The sequence below is a fragment of the Streptomyces sp. NPDC051677 genome, assembly GCF_044453465.1.
In the GTDB taxonomy this organism is placed as follows: domain Bacteria; phylum Actinomycetota; class Actinomycetes; order Streptomycetales; family Streptomycetaceae; genus Streptomyces.
This window is the reverse complement of sequence record NZ_JBITCT010000025.1, coordinates 57017-72687: the sequence shown is the minus strand read 5'-3', so window position 1 is coordinate 72687 and position 15671 is coordinate 57017. Positions and strand designations below refer to the sequence as shown.

Annotated in this window: 13 protein-coding genes and 1 pseudogene; 11 read left to right on the top strand and 3 right to left on the bottom strand. The window is 72.7% G+C overall.

Going from position 1 to position 15671, the window contains the following annotated elements:
• Nucleotides 1-113 precede the first annotated feature (113 nt).
• From ACIBAF_RS27320 to ACIBAF_RS27310, 3 genes are read left to right on the top strand one after another with little or no spacing between them, the layout of a single operon-like run.
• Entirely contained in the window at nucleotides 114-1103 is a 990-nt protein-coding gene (locus ACIBAF_RS27320; protein WP_399466469.1) for a DUF5819 family protein, read from the top strand.
• Nucleotides 1100-2311 (top strand): HTTM domain-containing protein, encoded by a 1212-nt coding sequence (locus ACIBAF_RS27315; RefSeq protein ID WP_399466467.1) that lies wholly within the window; start codon nucleotides 1100-1102, stop codon nucleotides 2309-2311. The genes ACIBAF_RS27320 and ACIBAF_RS27315 overlap by 4 nt, the downstream gene beginning before the upstream one ends.
• Nucleotides 2308-3096 carry a TrmH family RNA methyltransferase gene (locus ACIBAF_RS27310; protein WP_399466465.1) on the top strand — a complete coding sequence of 263 codons (789 nt, stop codon included), beginning with the start codon at nucleotides 2308-2310 and terminating at the stop codon, nucleotides 3094-3096. Before ACIBAF_RS27315 ends, ACIBAF_RS27310 begins: the two co-directional genes overlap by 4 nt.
• 32 nt (nucleotides 3097-3128) lie before the next feature.
• Here ACIBAF_RS27310 and paaN read toward each other — a convergent pair whose 3' ends face one another.
• Entirely contained in the window at nucleotides 3129-4823 is a 1695-nt protein-coding gene (gene paaN / locus ACIBAF_RS27305) for a phenylacetic acid degradation protein PaaN (RefSeq protein WP_399466463.1), read from the bottom strand.
• A gap of 159 nt (nucleotides 4824-4982) precedes the next feature.
• Here paaN and ACIBAF_RS27300 point away from each other — a divergent pair, with 159 nt between their 5' ends.
• Both ACIBAF_RS27300 and ACIBAF_RS27295 read left to right on the top strand, forming a co-directional pair.
• The gene (locus ACIBAF_RS27300; protein WP_399466462.1) at nucleotides 4983-6497 is read left to right on the top strand and encodes a 3-hydroxyacyl-CoA dehydrogenase; all 1515 of its coding nucleotides are present in this window, start codon (nucleotides 4983-4985) and stop codon (nucleotides 6495-6497) included.
• Entirely contained in the window at nucleotides 6494-7084 is a 591-nt protein-coding gene (locus ACIBAF_RS27295) for a TetR/AcrR family transcriptional regulator (RefSeq protein ID WP_399466460.1), read from the top strand. The genes ACIBAF_RS27300 and ACIBAF_RS27295 overlap by 4 nt, the downstream gene beginning before the upstream one ends.
• Before the next feature lie 21 nt (nucleotides 7085-7105).
• Here the strand turns inward: ACIBAF_RS27295 and ACIBAF_RS27290 are convergent, their stop codons facing one another.
• Entirely contained in the window at nucleotides 7106-7615 is a 510-nt protein-coding gene (locus ACIBAF_RS27290) for an Lrp/AsnC family transcriptional regulator (protein ID WP_399466458.1), read from the bottom strand.
• 175 nt (nucleotides 7616-7790) lie between these two features.
• Between ACIBAF_RS27290 and pdhA the strand changes: the two genes are divergently transcribed.
• The 5 genes from pdhA (at nucleotide 7791) to ACIBAF_RS27265 (ending at nucleotide 13680) form a co-directional block, all read left to right on the top strand.
• On the top strand, nucleotides 7791-8927 hold the full coding sequence (gene pdhA / locus ACIBAF_RS27285) for a pyruvate dehydrogenase (acetyl-transferring) E1 component subunit alpha (RefSeq protein WP_399466456.1): 1137 nt from the start codon (nucleotides 7791-7793) through the stop codon (nucleotides 8925-8927).
• Nucleotides 8924-9928 (top strand): alpha-ketoacid dehydrogenase subunit beta, encoded by a 1005-nt coding sequence (locus tag ACIBAF_RS27280; protein WP_399466454.1) that lies wholly within the window; start codon nucleotides 8924-8926, stop codon nucleotides 9926-9928. The genes pdhA and ACIBAF_RS27280 overlap by 4 nt, the downstream gene beginning before the upstream one ends.
• Nucleotides 9928-11253: a dihydrolipoamide acetyltransferase family protein gene (locus tag ACIBAF_RS27275; protein ID WP_399466452.1), complete on the top strand. Its 1326-nt coding sequence runs from the start codon at nucleotides 9928-9930 to the stop codon at nucleotides 11251-11253. The genes ACIBAF_RS27280 and ACIBAF_RS27275 overlap by 1 nt, the downstream gene beginning before the upstream one ends.
• A gap of 82 nt (nucleotides 11254-11335) precedes the next feature.
• Nucleotides 11336-12304 (top strand): NTP transferase domain-containing protein, encoded by a 969-nt coding sequence (locus ACIBAF_RS27270; protein ID WP_399466450.1) that lies wholly within the window; start codon nucleotides 11336-11338, stop codon nucleotides 12302-12304.
• On the top strand, nucleotides 12301-13680 hold the full coding sequence (locus ACIBAF_RS27265; protein ID WP_399466447.1) for a molybdopterin molybdotransferase MoeA: 1380 nt from the start codon (nucleotides 12301-12303) through the stop codon (nucleotides 13678-13680). The genes ACIBAF_RS27270 and ACIBAF_RS27265 overlap by 4 nt, the downstream gene beginning before the upstream one ends.
• A gap of 51 nt (nucleotides 13681-13731) precedes the next feature.
• On the opposite strand, the gene ACIBAF_RS27260 is transcribed toward ACIBAF_RS27265, so the two are convergent.
• A complete protein-coding gene (locus tag ACIBAF_RS27260; protein ID WP_399466445.1) occupies nucleotides 13732-14850 on the bottom strand; it encodes a potassium channel family protein in 1119 nt (372 codons plus the stop codon).
• 120 nt (nucleotides 14851-14970) lie between these two features.
• Here ACIBAF_RS27260 and ACIBAF_RS27255 point away from each other — a divergent pair.
• Nucleotides 14971-15669, top strand: a pseudogene (locus tag ACIBAF_RS27255) (potassium channel family protein); the annotation flags it as partial.
• Nucleotides 15670-15671: the final 2 nt, after the last annotated feature.

Sequence of the window (15671 nt, the reverse complement as noted above, 5' to 3'; positions counted from 1 at the left end):
CGCCCCGGTCCGGGCGCCGCGGGGGGAGGGCTGCGCCGAACGGGTGAGGCTGAGTACCGTTCGCGATTGCGCGACGCAGCGCGAAGACGACCGGGATCGGGGAACGGGGCGGAATGGACGCGTACGACGGAGGCTCTGGCGCTCCGCAGAGGACGAACACGTCAGGGGAGGCGGACGAAGAGTCGACGGCCGGCACGGAGACGGCGGCGGAATCGGCAGCGGAATCGGAAACGGCAGCGGAAACAAGCGCCGTGACCGGGGCGTCCCCCGCGGAGGGCGCCGTTCCCGGCCCCCGGGCCGAGTCCGTCACTCCTCAGACCGGCGCCGCATCAGGCCCTGGAGTCGAGCTGACCGGCCCCGTCGCCTGGCCTGCCGTCGTCCCGTCCACCGGTGTCGTCCCCGCCACCGGTCTCGTGGCCGAGCACCCTCGCCCCGAGCCCCCTCGCCCGGAGCCCCGCACCGGTGTGGCCGCGCTCTCCCCGCGCTATCAGATCGGCGCCGCGCTGGCGCTCGCCGTCGTCGCGGTCGCCGTGTGTGTGCATGTCGGGATGGTGTTCCTGCACGTCGCGCCGTCGAACACGGTCACCAAGGCGCACGGCAAGGCGATCGACGAATGGATCTACCCGGAGTTCGAGCAGAACTGGAAGCTGTTCGCGCCGAACCCGTTGCAGCAGAACATCGCCGTCCAGGTCCGCGCCGAGGTCCGGACCGCGGGCGGCGGGTCGAGGACGACCGGCTGGTACGACCTGTCCGCGCAGGACGGGCGGGCCATCGACGGCAACCTGCTGCCGAGCCACACCCAGCAGAACGAGCTGCGCCGCGCCTGGGACTTCTACACGTCCACGCACGGCAGCGACAACGGCGCGGTGGGCATACGCGGCGCGCTCTCGGAGACGTATCTGCGCCGCATCGTGGTGCTGCGGCTGGAGCGTGGCGGCGCGGCCGGTGACGGCGGTGTCGTCGAGCGGGTCCAGCTCCGTTCGCAGACCACCAATGTGACCCCGCCGAAGTGGAGCGACGAGAAGGTGTCGATGAGCCCGGTGTACCGCGAGCTGCCCTGGTGGTCGGTGCCGGACGGCGCCATCGAGGGAGGCGCGAGGTGAACCGGTTCTCCTTGTCGGTGTCCACCGCCATCGCCCGCGTCACCGAGTCGGCGCTCGGGCCCTACCAGAGTGCTGTGGTCCGGATCGGCTTCAGCGCCACCTGGCTGCTGTTCCTGGTGCGCGAGTTCCCTCACCGCCTGGAGCTCTACGGTCCCGACGGCCCGTGGGACTGGGAGCTGGCCCGGCAGCTGATCGACTCCAACGGCGCGTTCACGGCCCTGATGTGGTCGGACGGCCGGGGCTGGTTCGAGGCCGTGTACGCGCTCGCGCTGCTCTCCAGCGCGCTGCTGCTGCTGGGCTGGCGCACCCGTGCGATGTCGGTGCTGTTCATGGTCGGTGTGCTCTCGCTGCAGAACCGCAGCGTCTTCATGGGTGACGGCGGCGACAACGTCCTGCACCTGATGTCGATCTACCTCGTGTTCATGCGCTGCGGTCAGGTGTGGTCGCTGGACGCGCGGCGGGCGCGGCGCGAGCAGGCGGCACGCGCGCGTGGGGAGCGGGTCCCGGACCGGGTCGGTCCCGTCCTGTGGGCCGCGGCCGGGTTCGTGCTGGTCACGGTGACGGTCGCAGGCCGCTTCCACAGTGAGTGGAGCATTCCGGCGCTTCTGTGGACGGCGTGGGTCGCGCAGGGCCTGTGGTGGGCCGTCGGCCGTCTGCGGAAGTCGACGGAGCCCCGGATCCTGCTCGACGTGATCGGCAACATCCTGCACAACGGCGCTTTGGTCGTGATCATGACCGAGGCCTGTCTGATCTACGCGACGGCCGGCTGGTACAAGATCCAGGGCTCGCGCTGGCAGGACGGCACCGCCGTGTACTACCCGCTGCACCTGGACTACTTCTCGCCCTGGCCCGCGCTCGCCGACCTGCTGGCCGGCAGCGGCACGATGGTCCTGCTCGCGACGTACGGGACCGTCATCGTGCAGGTGGCCTTCCCGTTCACCCTGTTCAACCGGCGGCTGAAGAACGTCCTGCTGGCATTGATGATGGTCGAGCACGCGGTGATCGCCGTGGTGCTGGGCCTGCCGTTCTTCTCGCTGGCGATGATCGCGACGGACGCCGTGTTCCTGCCGACGCCGTTCCTGCAGCGGCTGGGCGGCTGGGCGGCACGCGCGCGTGGACGGCTGTTCTCCGGCGGCGGCCGTACGGCGACGGCGAAGCCGCCGGCCCAGGAGGAACCCGAGCACGCGCGCGTAGGGTTCACGGCATGACCGACCCCGGGAGCGCCGGCCGCGATCCGCTTAGCCGGTGGCGCAGGCTCGCCGACGCCTCCGTCCTGCTCGACGGTTTCCACGCCCTCAAGCACGCCGTGCGTTTCGGGGCGGAGGTGCCGGTGGCGGTCACGGCCGACCGGCGGGCGACGCTCGCGCTCGCCGACGAGCTCGCTCCCGACGTGCGCGAGACGCTGGCGGGGCTCCTGACGGAGGTCCCGGAGGCGACGTACGCCTCGCTGGTGCCGCGGCCGCATCCCACCGCGGTCGCGGCCCTGGCCGTGCGGCCCTTGCGGGAGGACAACCTGGAGCGGCTGGCGCACGCGCCCCGCAGCGCCCCCGTGGTGGTCCTCGACAACCCGCGCAACCTGGGCAACGCGGGGGCGGTGATCCGGCTGGCCGCCGGGTTCGGGGTGACCGGGGTGGTCACTACCGGCACGCTCGATCCCTGGCATCCGACGGTCGTGCGCGGCGGGGCGGGGCTGCACTTCGCGACCGCCGTGGAGCGGCTGACCGTCGACGAGCTGCCGGCCGGTCCGGTGTTCGCGCTGGACCCGGAGGGCGACGACATCCGGGGCGTCAAGCTGCCGGACGACGCCCTCCTCGCTTTCGGCTCCGAGCGCAGCGGGCTGTCCGCGGAGCTGCGCGCGCGTGCCGATCATCTCCTCGCCCTGCCGATGCGCCCCCAGGTCTCCAGCTACAACCTCGCGACCAGTGTGGCCATGACGCTGTACCACTGGAGCGCCACCGGGGGCGCACCGCACGTCCCTCAGCCCAGCCCCTAGACGGCGGCGGCTCTGGACGCCCTTGGACGTCCCTAGACGTCCCTGCGGACCTCCACCACCCGGAACCGGTTGGCGACGAACGCGCCGTCGGTGAGGGCCGCGTTGGCCGCCGGGTTGCCGCCCGAGCCGTGGAAGTCGGAGAACGCGGCCGTCTGGTTGACGTAGACCCCGCCGGTGAGGTTGAAGGACAGCTGGGCGGACTCCTCCAGGCAGACCTCCTGGATCGCCTCCTCGACTTCCTCGTCGGTGGTGTACGCGCCGACCGTCATCGCACCCTGCTCGCGCACCGTGCGCCGCAGCAGGGCGACCGCGTCGGCCGCGGAGTCGACGGCGACGGCGAAGGAGACCGGGCCGAAGCACTCGCTCATGTAGGCGGCCTCGTCGTCCGGCTTGGCCCCGTCCAGCTTGACGATGACAGGGGTGCGTACGACCGCGTCCGGGAATTCCGGGTTGCTCACCTCACGGGAGGCGAGGGCGACCTCGCCGAGGCCCGCCGCGGCCTCCAGGCGGGCCTTGACGTCCGGGTTGACGATCGCGCCGAGCAGGCCGTTCGCGCGCGCGTCGTCGCCGAGGAGGCCGTCGACCGCGCGGGCGAGGTCGGCGACGACCTCGTCGAAGGTCTTCGGGCCCTCGTCGGTGCGGATGCCCTCGCGGGGGATCAGCAGGTTCTGCGGGGTGGTGCACATCTGGCCGCTGTACAGGGACAGCGAGAACGCCAGGTTGGCGAGCATGCCCTTGTAGTTCGCGGTGGACTCCACGACCACGGTGTTGACGCCGGCCTTCTCGGTGAAGACCTGCGCCTGGCGGGCGTTGGCCTCCAGCCAGTCGCCGAAGGCGGTCGAGCCGGTGTAGTCGATGATCCTGATCTCGGGGCGGGTGGCCAGGGTCTTGGCGATGCCCTCGCCGGGCCGCTCGGCGGCCAGGGCGACCAGGTTCGGGTCGAAGCCGGCCGCGGCGAGTGCCTCGCGCGCGATGCCCACGGTCAGCGCGAGCGGCAGCACCGCGCGCGGGTGGGGCTTGACCAGGACCGCGTTGCCGGTGGCCAGGGAGGCGAACAGGCCGGGGTAGCCGTTCCACGTGGGGAAGGTGTTGCAGCCGATGAGCAGGGCGGTGCCGCGCGGGACCGGCGTGAAGCTCTTGGTCATCGACAGCGGGTCGCGCTTGCCCTGCGGCTTGGTCCACTCCGCCGTCCCCGGGGTGCGGACCTGCTCGGCGTATGCGTAGGCGACCGCCTCCAGGCCGCGGTCCTGGGCGTGCGGGCCGCCCGCCTGGAACGCCATCATGAAGGCCTGGCCGGAGGTGTGCATGACCGCGTGGGTGAACTCGTGCGTGCGTTCGCTGATCCGCTTGAGGATCTCCAGGCAGACCACCGCGCGCAGCTCCGGGCCGGCGTCCCGCCAGGCGCGCTGTCCGGCCCGCATGGCGGGCAGCAGCGTCTCCAGGTCCGGGTGCGGGTAGGTCACGCCCAGCTCGATGCCGTACGGCGAGACCTCGTTGCCCACCCAGTCGTCGGTGCCGGGCTGGCCGAGGTCGAGGCGGGTGTTCAGCACGGCTTCGAAGGCGGCCTTGCCCGCCGCCGCGTCCAGGCTGCCGTTCTCCCCGTAGGCCTTGGGGTGTTCCGGGTGCGGGGACCAGTACGCCCGGGTGCGGATCGTTTCCAGGGCCTGGTCGAGGGTGGGCCGGTGCTGGGCGATCAGATCGTGCGTGGTCAGTTCGGCGGTGGCCATGCGGGACCAACTCCTCGTCGTGAGAACTCTTCTTCGAGCCCATGACCTGGCGGAACCCTGGGCAGGAACGGCCAGTCAGGGTTAGAGTAACCGAACGATCGGTCGGGACAAGGGGGCCTGCCGCATCTGTGGAAAACTCCGTGCGGGAGGATCGCGCACATGACAGCACTCGACCTCAGCAGCCCCGTGGCCGTCGTCGGCGCCGGCACCATGGGCCAGGGCATCGCCCAGGTCGCGCTGGTCGCCGGCCACCCGGTGCGGCTGTACGACGCCGTTCCCGGACGGGCCCGGGAGGCGGCCGCCGCGATCGGCGCGCGCCTCGACCGGCTCGTCGAGAAGGACCGCCTGGCCGCCGCCGACCGGGACGAGGCACGTGCCCGTCTGCGGGCCGCGGAGAGCCTCGCCGACCTCGCGGACTGCTCCCTGGTCGTCGAGGCCGTGGTCGAGCGCCTGGAGGTCAAGCAGGAGCTGCTGCGGCAGCTGGAGGACGTCGTCGGCGAGGACTGCCTCCTCGCCACCAACACGTCCTCCCTGTCGGTGACCGCCATCGCCGGCGCCCTGCGCAACCCCGGCCGCTTCGTGGGACTGCACTTCTTCAACCCCGCGCCGCTGTTGCCGCTCGTCGAGGTCGTCTCCGGGTACGCCACCGACGTCACGTCGGCCACGCGCGCGTACGAGACCGCCCGCACCTGGGGCAAGACGCCGGTCGCCTGCGCCGACACCCCCGGCTTCATCGTCAACCGCATCGCGCGGCCCTTCTACGCCGAGGCGTTCGCCGTCTACGAGGCCCAGGGCGCCGACCCGGCCACCATCGACGCCGTCCTGCGCGAGTCGGGCGGCTTCAGGATGGGCGCCTTCGAGCTGACCGACCTGATCGGGCAGGACGTCAACGAGTCGGTCACCCACTCCGTGTGGCAGTCCTTCTTCCAGGACGTGCGTTTCACGCCCTCGCTCGCCCAGCGCCGCCTGGTCGAGTCGGGCCGGCTGGGCCGCAAGAGCGGCCACGGCTGGTACGACTACCGGGAGGGCGCCGAGCCGGCCGAGCCGCACACCGCGGAGAAGGCCCAGCCGCCCGCCTACGTCGTCGCCGAGGGCAACCTGGGCCCCGCCTCCGAACTGCTCGCGCTGATCCGCGAGGCGGGCATCCAGGTCCGCGAGGAGGAAGAGGACCACGGCAGCCGTCTGGTGCTCCCCGGCGACGGTCAGCTCGCCCTCGCCGACGGCCAGACCTCCGTGGAGTTCCGGGACGTCGTCTACTTCGACCTCGCCCTCGACTACCGCAAGGCCACCCGCATCGCCCTGTCCGCCTCCCAGGACACCTCCACCCAGACCATGTCCGAGGCGATCGGCCTGTTCCAGGCGCTCGGCAAGGACGTCAGCGTCATCGGCGACGTCCCCGGCATGATCGTCGCCCGTACGGTCGCGCGGATCGTCGACCTCGCGCACGACGCCGTCGCCAAGGGCGTGGCCACCGAGGAGGACATCGACACCGCGATGCGCCTGGGCGTGAACTACCCCCTCGGCCCCTTCGAGTGGAGCCGCAGGCTGGGCCGCACCTGGGCCTGCTCCCTCCTGGACGACCTGCACGAACGCGACCCCTCCGGCCGCTACGCGCCGTCCCTCGCGCTCTACCGGCACTCCTACGCCACCGAGAAGCGGGAGGGCGCCTCGTGACCACCGCCAAACGCGACACGTACACCCCGGAGACCCTGCTCTCGGTCGCCGTCCAGGTCTTCAACGAGCGCGGCTACGACGGCACCTCCATGGAGCACCTCTCCAAGGCCGCCGGCATCTCCAAGTCGTCGATCTACCACCACGTCGCCGGCAAGGAGGAACTGCTGCGGCGGGCCGTCAGCCGGGCCCTGGACGGCCTCTTCGGGATCCTCGACGAGGAGCACGCGCGCGTGGGGCACGCCTCACAGCGCCTGGAGTACGTCGTGCGGCGCATGGTCGAGGTGCTCATCGGCGAACTGCCGTACGTGACGCTGCTGCTGCGCGTGCGCGGCAACACCGACACCGAGCGGTGGGCCCTGGAGCGGCGCCGCGACTTCGACCACCGGGTCGCCGATCTGCTGAGGGCGGCCGCCGCCGACGGGGACGTACGCGGAGACATGGACGTGCGGTTGGCGACGCGGCTGGTCTTCGGGATGATCAACTCGCTCGTCGAGTGGTACCGGCCGGGCGGCCGGGGGATGGTCGAGAGCGAGGTGGCCGACGCGGTGGTGCGGCTGGTCTTCGAGGGTCTGCGCACGGCGGACTGAGCGGGCCGGCCCTGTGGCTGCTCAGCCCTGTGGCTCCAGGTCCTCCTCCTCGAACACCAGCAGCGTGCGCGTGCTGAGCACCTCGGGGATCTCCTGGAGCCGGGTGAGCACCACCTCGCGCAGCGCCCTGTTGTCGGGCGTGTGCACCAGGAGCAGGACATCGAAATCGCCCCCGACGAGGGCGATGTGGGAGGCGCCGGGCAGCTGTCTGAGCTGCTCGCGCACGGTTCGCCAGGAGTTCTGCACGATCTTCAGCGTGATGTAGGCGCTGGTGCCCTGGCCCGCCCGCTCGTGGTTCACGCGGGCCCCGAAGCCGCGGATGACGCCGTCCTCGATGAGCCGGTTGATCCGTGCGTAGGCGTTGGCGCGCGAGACGTGGACCCGCTCGGCGACCGACCGTATCGAGGCGCGGCCGTCCGCCTGGAGCATCTGCAGGATGTCCTGATCGATGGCGTCGAGCGGGCGCGGCGGCTGCAGCGGGACACCGCTCTCCGGGACCGGCCCCCCTTCGGCCATTTGTTCAGGTGCCATGTCCCCCCGCTTCCCTACCATGGACGTACTGCATCCATCTCAGGCTGTGGAGAACCGTTTGTCCACAGCCTGAAGGGCCCCGTAGCCAAAATGTGCCGACGACCGAACAATCGGTAGGTGAGGCGCATCACCTTCGACGCGCCTCCCGTAGCCGCTTCCACGAGGAGGTGCCGTCATGACGGTCATGGAGCAGCGGGGCACGTACCGGCCCACGCCGCCGCCCGCCTGGCAGCCCCGTACCGACCCCGCGCCGCTGCTGCCCGACGCGGAGCCGTACCGCGTCCTCGGCACCGACGCGGCCGCGCAGGCCGACCCCGAACTGCTGCGCCGGCTGTACGCCCAGCTGGTGCGCGGCCGTCGCTACAACGTCCAGGCCACCGCCCTCACCAAGCAGGGCAGACTCGCCGTCTACCCCTCCAGCACCGGCCAGGAGGCCTGCGAGGTCGCCGCCGCGCTCGTCCTCCAGGAGCGGGACTGGCTCTTCCCCAGCTACCGCGACACCCTCGCCGTCGTCGCCCGCGGTGTGGACCCCGTCGAGGCCCTCACCCTGCTGCGCGGCGACTGGCACACCGGCTACGACCCCTACGAGCACCGCGTCGCGCCGCTGTGCACGCCGCTCGCCACCCAGCTTCCGCACGCCGTCGGCCTCGCGCACGCCGCCCGCCTCAAGGGCGACGACGTGGTCGTGCTCGCCATGGTCGGTGACGGCGGCACCAGCGAGGGCGACTTCCACGAGGCGCTGAACTTCGCCGCCGTCTGGCAGGCGCCGGTCGTCTTCCTCGTGCAGAACAACGGCTTCGCGATCTCCGTCCCGCTCGCCAAGCAGACCGCCGCCCCCACGCTGGCCCACAAGGCCGTCGGATACGGCATGCCGGGCCGCCTGGTCGACGGCAACGACGCCGCCGCCGTGCACGAGGTGCTGGCCGACGCCGTGCGCCGCGCGCGCGAGGGCGGCGGCCCCACCCTGGTGGAGGCGGTGACCTACCGCATCGAGGCCCACACCAACGCCGACGACGCCACCCGCTACCGCGGCGACGCCGAGGTCGAGACCTGGCGCGAGCACGACCCGATCCAACTGTTGGAGCACGAACTGACCGCGCGCGGGCTGCTCGACGAGCACATACAGCAGTCCACGCGCGACGCCGCCGAGGCGATGGCCGCCGACCTGCGCGCCCGCATGAACCAGGACCCGGCCCTGGACCCGATGGACCTGTTCGCCCACGTGTACGCCGAAGACACCCCCCAACTGCGGGAACAGCGCTCCCTGTTGCAGGCCGAGCTCGAGGCGGAGCAGGAAGGCGCGCACCGATGACCACCGTCGCCCTCAAGCCCGCCACCATGGCGCAGGCCCTCACGCGCGCGCTGCACGACGCGATGGCCGCCGACCCGTCCGTGCACGTCCTGGGCGAGGACGTGGGCGCCCTCGGCGGCGTGTTCCGGGTCACCGACGGTCTCGCCAAGGAGTTCGGCGAGGACCGCTGCACGGACACCCCGCTCGCCGAGGCGGGCATCCTCGGCACCGCCGTCGGCATGGCCATGTACGGCCTGCGCCCGGTCGTGGAGATGCAGTTCGACGCCTTCGCCTACCCGGCGTTCGAACAGCTCATCAGCCATGTCGCCCGTATGCGCAACCGCACCCGGGGACGCATGCCCCTGCCCATCACCGTCCGCGTGCCCTACGGCGGCGGCATCGGCGGCGTTGAGCACCACAGCGACTCCTCCGAGGCGTACTACATGGCGACCCCGGGCCTCCACGTCGTCACCCCCGCCACGGTCGCCGACGCCTACGGCCTGCTGCGCGCCGCCATCGCCTCCGACGACCCGGTCGTCTTCCTCGAACCCAAGCGCCTGTACTGGTCCAAGGACGCCTGGAACCCGCAGGACCCGCAGACCGTCGACCCGATAGGCCGCGCGGTGGTGCGGCGCCCGGGCCGCAGCGCCACACTGATCACATACGGGCCGTCGGTGCCGGTCTGCCTCGAAGCCGCGGAGGCGGCGCGCGCCGAGGGCTGGGACCTCGAGGTCGTCGACCTGCGGTCCCTGGTGCCCTTCGACGACGAGACGGTCTGCGCCTCGGTACGGCGGACCGGGCGCGCGGTCGTCGTCCATGAGTCGGGATCCTTCGGCGGGCCGGGAGGAGAGATCGCGGCCCGGGTCACGGAGCGCTGCTTCCACCACCTGGAGGCGCCGGTGCTGCGGGTCGCCGGGTTCGACCTTCCCTACCCGCCGCCGATGCTGGAGCGGCATCACCTGCCCGGCGTCGACCGCATCCTGGACGCCGTGGCGCGGCTGCAGTGGGAGGCCGAGAACTGATGGCACAGGTGCTGGAGTTCAAGCTCCCCGACCTCGGAGAGGGACTCACCGAGGCGGAGATCGTCCGCTGGCTGGTGCAGGTCGGTGACGTGGTCGCCGTCGACCAGCCGGTCGTCGAGGTCGAGACGGCCAAGGCGATGGTCGAGGTGCCCTGCCCCTACGGCGGCGTGGTCACCGCCCGCTTCGGCGATGAGGGCACGGAGCTGCCCGTCGGGGCCCCGCTGATCACGGTGGCGGTCGGTACGCCGACCTCGGGCGACGCGGCCGGTCCCACCGAGGGCTCGGGCAACGTGCTGGTGGGTTACGGCACGTCGGAGGCGCCGGCGCGGCGCAGGCGGGTGCGGCCGGCTCAGCCGACGGTCGCCGGTGCCGCCCGCGCGACCGCGGTCGCTCCGGCCCCGGCGGCCCCGGCGGTCCCGGCGGTCCCGGCCGAGGCGCTGGACCGGCCCGTGCCCGTGATCTCCCCCCTGGTGCGCAGGCTCGCCCGGGAGAACGGCCTGGACCTGCGGGAACTCACGGGGTCCGGGCCCGACGGGCTGATCCTGCGGGCGGACGTGGAGAACGCGCTGCGCGAGGCCCTCCCCCGGGAACAGCCGGCACAGGCACAGCAGTCGCCTGAGCCCTCCGCTCTCGCCGGAAGCCATCGGATTCCCCTCAAGGGCATCCGGGGCGCCGTCGCCGACAAGCTCTCCCGCAGCCGTCGGGAGATTCCCGACGCGACCTGCTGGGTGGACGCCGACGCGACGGAACTGATGCGCGCCCGCGCCGCCATGAACGCTGCGGGCGGGTCGAAGATCTCACTCCTCGCCCTGCTCGCCCGTATCTGCACCGCGGCCCTGGCCCGGTTCCCGGAGCTCAACTCCACCGTCGACGTGGCGGCCCGGGAGGTCGTCCGCTTCGACCACGTCCACCTCGGGTTCGCCGCGCAGACCGAGCGGGGCCTCGTCGTGCCCGTCGTACGCGACGCGCACACCCTGGACGCCGAGGGGCTCACCGCCGAGTTCGCCCGGCTCACCGACGCCGCCCGGGACGGCCACCTCACCCCCGGCGAACTGACCGGCGGCACCTTCACGCTGAACAACTACGGCGTGTTCGGCGTCGACGGCTCCACGCCGATCATCAACCACCCCGAGGCGGCCATGCTCGGCGTCGGCCGCATCGTCCCCAAGCCGTGGGTGCACGAGAGCGAGCTGGCGGTGCGCCAGGTCGTCCAGCTCTCGCTCACCTTCGACCACCGGGTGTGCGACGGCGGCACGGCGGGCGGCTTCCTGCGCTATGTGGCGGACTGCGTGGAGCAACCGGCGGTGCTCCTGCGCACCCTGTGATCACGCACACACCGTAGGCGTTACCCGCGTTTCCCGTGATCGTGGGGGCACGCATAGCCGGGGCGGCCCGCATACTCGGGGAGTGACCTCGAACGAGCCTTCCGAGCCCGCGTACGACGCCGTCGTGCTTGCCGGCGGCGGTGCCCGGCGGCTCGGCGGCGCCGACAAGCCCGGCGTGCGGGTGGGCGGACGCGCGCTGCTGGACCGGGTGCTCGGCGCCTGCGCCGACGCGCGCACCACCGTCGTCGTCGCCGACCCCCGCCCCACCGCCCGGCCCGTGCGCTGGGCGCGCGAGGACCCGCCCGGCGCGGGCCCCGTCGCCGCGCTCGACGCCGGAGTACGGCACACCGCGGCGGACGACGTGCTCGTCCTCTCCGCCGACCTGCCCTTCCTCGCGGCGGACACCGTGCGACGGCTGCTGACCGCGCTGCGCGCCGGCGGGGCCGAGGGCACGATGCTCACCGACGCCGACGGCTGCGACCAGCCGCTCGTCGCCGCGTACCGTACGGCCGCCCTGCGCCGTGAGCTGGCGGTGCTCACCGCCGACCACGGCGGCCTCACCGGGCTGCCCCTGCGCCGGCTGACCGCCGGACTCGATCTCACCCGCGTCTCCGACCCGGTCGCGTCCTTCGACTGCGACACCTGGGACGACATCGCCACCGCCAGGGCACGTATCAGGGAGCATGGCCACGTGTTGGATGAATGGATTTCCGCAGTCAAGGACGAGCTGGGCATCGACCTCGATGTCGACACCGGCGTCCTCCTCGATCTCGCCCGTGACGCCGCCCACGGGGTGGCCCGGCCCGCGGCCCCGCTGACCACCTTCCTGGTGGGCTACGCCGCCGCGCAGGCCCAGGGAGGCCCCGAGGCCGTCTCCGAGGCCGCCCGCAAGGCCGCGGCGCTGGCCCTGCGCTGGGCGCAGGAGGCCGAACAGGACACCGCCGCCCGGCACGACCAGGCTCCGCAGGACCAGGCCCAGCAGGACCAGGCCCAGCAGGGCAAGAAGGACAAGGCCGTCGAGCCCGGCGGTTCCGGACCGGACGCCGGATGACGCCCCGCGGCACCCGGCAGGGCCTCGACGCGGAGGACCTCGACGTCGAGGAGGCGCTCGCCCTGGTGAAGGACGGAAACGGCCCCACGCGGAGGGAGGGCAACGGCAACGGCTCCCCGTCCTCCCGCGCCCCGCAGCCCGGTCACCGGGCCGCCGCGGGGGAGCACCGCCACCAGGCCACCCCCTGGCCCGAGGCCCGGACGATCGCCGCCCGTGCCGCACGGTCCTGTGCCGCCCGCCGCGCGCCCGTCTCCGTGGCCCTCGGCGACGCCCTCGGCCTCGTCCTGGCCGCCCCCCTGACCGCCCTCACCGACCTGCCCTCCTTCGACACCTCCGCGATGGACGGATGGGCGGTCGCGGGACCCGGCCCCTGGCACGTACGGAACGAGGGCGTGCTGGCCGGCAGCGCCGCGCCCGCTTCCCTCGCCGACGGCGAGGCCGTCCGGATCGCCACCGGCGCCCGGATCCCCGCGGACACCACCGCGGTGCTGCGCAGCGAGCACGGCCGCACCGACGACAACGGCCGGCTGCACCCGACCCGCGAGATGCAGCACGGGCAGGACATCCGCCCGCGGGGGCAGGAGTGCCGCAGCGGGGACCAGTTGCTGCTCGCGGGAGCGGTGGTGACCCCGGCCGTGCTCGGCCTCGCCGCGGCCGCCGGGTACGACACGCTGACCGCTGTCCCCCGTCCCCGGGTCGAGGTGCTCGTCCTCGGCGACGAACTGCTCGCCGAGGGGCGCCCGCACGACGGCCTCATCCGGGATGCGCTCGGCCCGATGCTGCCCCCGTGGCTGCGGGCGCTCGGGGCCGAGGTCACCGCCGTACGCAGGCTCGGTGACGACGCGAAGGCCCTGCGCAAGGCCATCACCGCATCCAGCGCCGATCTGATCGTCACCACCGGGGGCACGGCCTCGGGGCCGGTCGACCATGTGCACCCCACCCTGCGCCGCCTCGACGCCGAACTCCTCGTCGACGGCGTCAAGGTGCGCCCCGGTCACCCCATGCTGCTGGCCCGCCTCAAGGATGACCAGCACCTCGTCGGTCTGCCCGGCAACCCCCTCGCGGCCGTCTCCGGCCTGCTCACCCTCGCCGAGCCCCTGCTGCGCACCCTCGCCGCCCGCCGGGCTCCCGAGCCGTACGCGCTGCCGTTGAGGGACGCGGCGCACGGGCACCCCTACGACACCCGGCTCATTCCGGTCGTGCTGCGGGGCGATCATGCCGTGCCGCTGCACTACAACGGTCCGGCCATGTTGCGGGGTATCGCAGCGGCCGACGCCCTCGCCGTCGTACCGCCGGGCGGCGCACGGGCGGGTCAGGAGGCCGAACTCCTCGATCTGCCGTGGGCGACGGCCGGGATCGGCGCCTGTTTCACGTGAAACACGCTCCGCGTTTCACGTGAAACCGTGGCTGTTTCACGTGAAACGTCGTCACGCCTGTTCGGCGGCCGGGACCGCCCGGCTGACGGTGATCACTCGGTCCCCCGGCTGCAGGCGGGTGAGCCGGGCATCGGCGTAGTCCAGCAGTTCCTCACGTCGGACGACAGCCACCACCAGGTCCGCGCAGGCGCGGGGCGCCTGTCCCGCCTCCGCCTCGGTGATCGGGCGCTCGATGAGGTCCAGGCCGCTGCCGAGGGTCATCAGGTCCTCCAAGGTCCTGGCCACGGTCGGGCTGACCATCGAGACGCCGAGCAGTCGGCCGGCGGAACTGGAGCTGGTGATCACGGTGTCCGCGCCGCTCTGCTTGAGCAGCGGCACGTTCTCGTCCTCCCGGGCGGCGACGACGATCGTGGCGCGCCGGTTCAGCTGGCGGGCGGTGAGGGTGACCAGGGCGGTGGTGTCGTCGCGCTGCGGGGCGACGATCACCCGGGAGGCGCGCTGGACCTCGGCCTTGAGGAGCGTCTCCGACCGGGTGGCGTCGCCGGTCACCGCCACCAGCCCGTCGTCTCCGGCCAGGCTGGCGGACTTGCGCTGTGCGTCCACGACCACGATCCGGTCCTTGGCGATGCCCTGCCCGACGAGGGTCTCCACGGCGTGGCGGCCCTTCGTGCCGTATCCGACGACCACGATGTGATCGCTGGTGCGGGCGCGCCAGCGGTGGATGCGGACCTGCTGCCGGGTGCGCTCGGTGAGCACCTCCAGGGTGGTGCCGACCAGGATGATCAGGAACAGCACGCGCAGCGGTGTGATGACGAGGATGTTGACGAGTCGGGCCGTGTCGCTGACCGGGGTGATGTCGCCGTAGCCGGTGGTGGAGAGGGTGACGGTGGCGTAGTAGGCGGAGTCGAGGAGGCCGACGGAGCCGTCTGCGTTGTCGTTGTAGCCGTCGTGGTCGGCGTAGACGATCAGCGTGGTGACGGCCAGGACCAGCAGGCCCATGGCGAGGCGCCGCAGCACCTGCTGGAGCGGGGGGACGCCGGTGCGCACGGGCATCGTGATGGAGCGGCCCGCCTCGGCGTCGTCCCGGGCCTCGGTGCGCGAGCGGTACCAGAGGGACCTGAAGAGGGAGAACCTGACCGGGCCGACAGGCTGTCGTTGGTCGTCCTTCATCGCGTGCCCCCTGTGGTGGTCGTTCGTTCGGTGGGCACCATGGTTCCCGGCGGGGTCGTGCCCGTCACGAAGCAACACCTGTCCATGAGTCCGCGCCTGTCCATGATCCTGGAGGTCCCCTTGCGCGACCACACTGTCGTCGTCGGCTTCGGTACGAAGGGGCGGTCCGCGATCCGGACGGCCTGCGCCGCCGGCCTGCGCAAGGAACAGGTCATGGTGATCGACCCGAGCGCGAAGGTGATCGAGGCGGCGACGGCCGAGGGCTACGAGGGCGTCGTCGGGGACGCGACGCGCAGTGATGTGCTGCGGCGGGCCGAGGTGCAGCGGGCGGGGCGGATCGTCATCGCGACGCAGCGCGACGACACGGCCGTCCTGGTGGCGTTGACGGCGCGCCAGCTCAACCCCGGGGCGAAGATCGTGGCGGCGGTCCGCGAGGAGGAGAACGCTCCGCTGCTCAAGCAGTCCGGTGCGGACGAGGTCATCACCAGCGCGGGTGCGGCCGGCCGGCTGCTCGGTCTGTCCGTGCTCAGCCCGGCGGCGGGCCGGGTCATGGAGGACCTCATCCAGCAGGGCGACGGGCTCGACCTGGTGGAACGGCCCGTGACCAAGGCGGAGGCGGGCCGCGGCCCGCGGGAGACGGACGACCTGGTGGTCAGCGTCGTCCGCGGGCACCGCGTCCTCGCCTACGACGACCCGGCGATCGGCGTGCTGGAACCGACGGACCGGCTGGTCACGATCATGCGGGTCGGCCCGGACAGCGCACGGGGCACCCTCGGAACACCCGGCATGCCCGGTGTCCCGCCCCTCCCACGGGCCTGAGA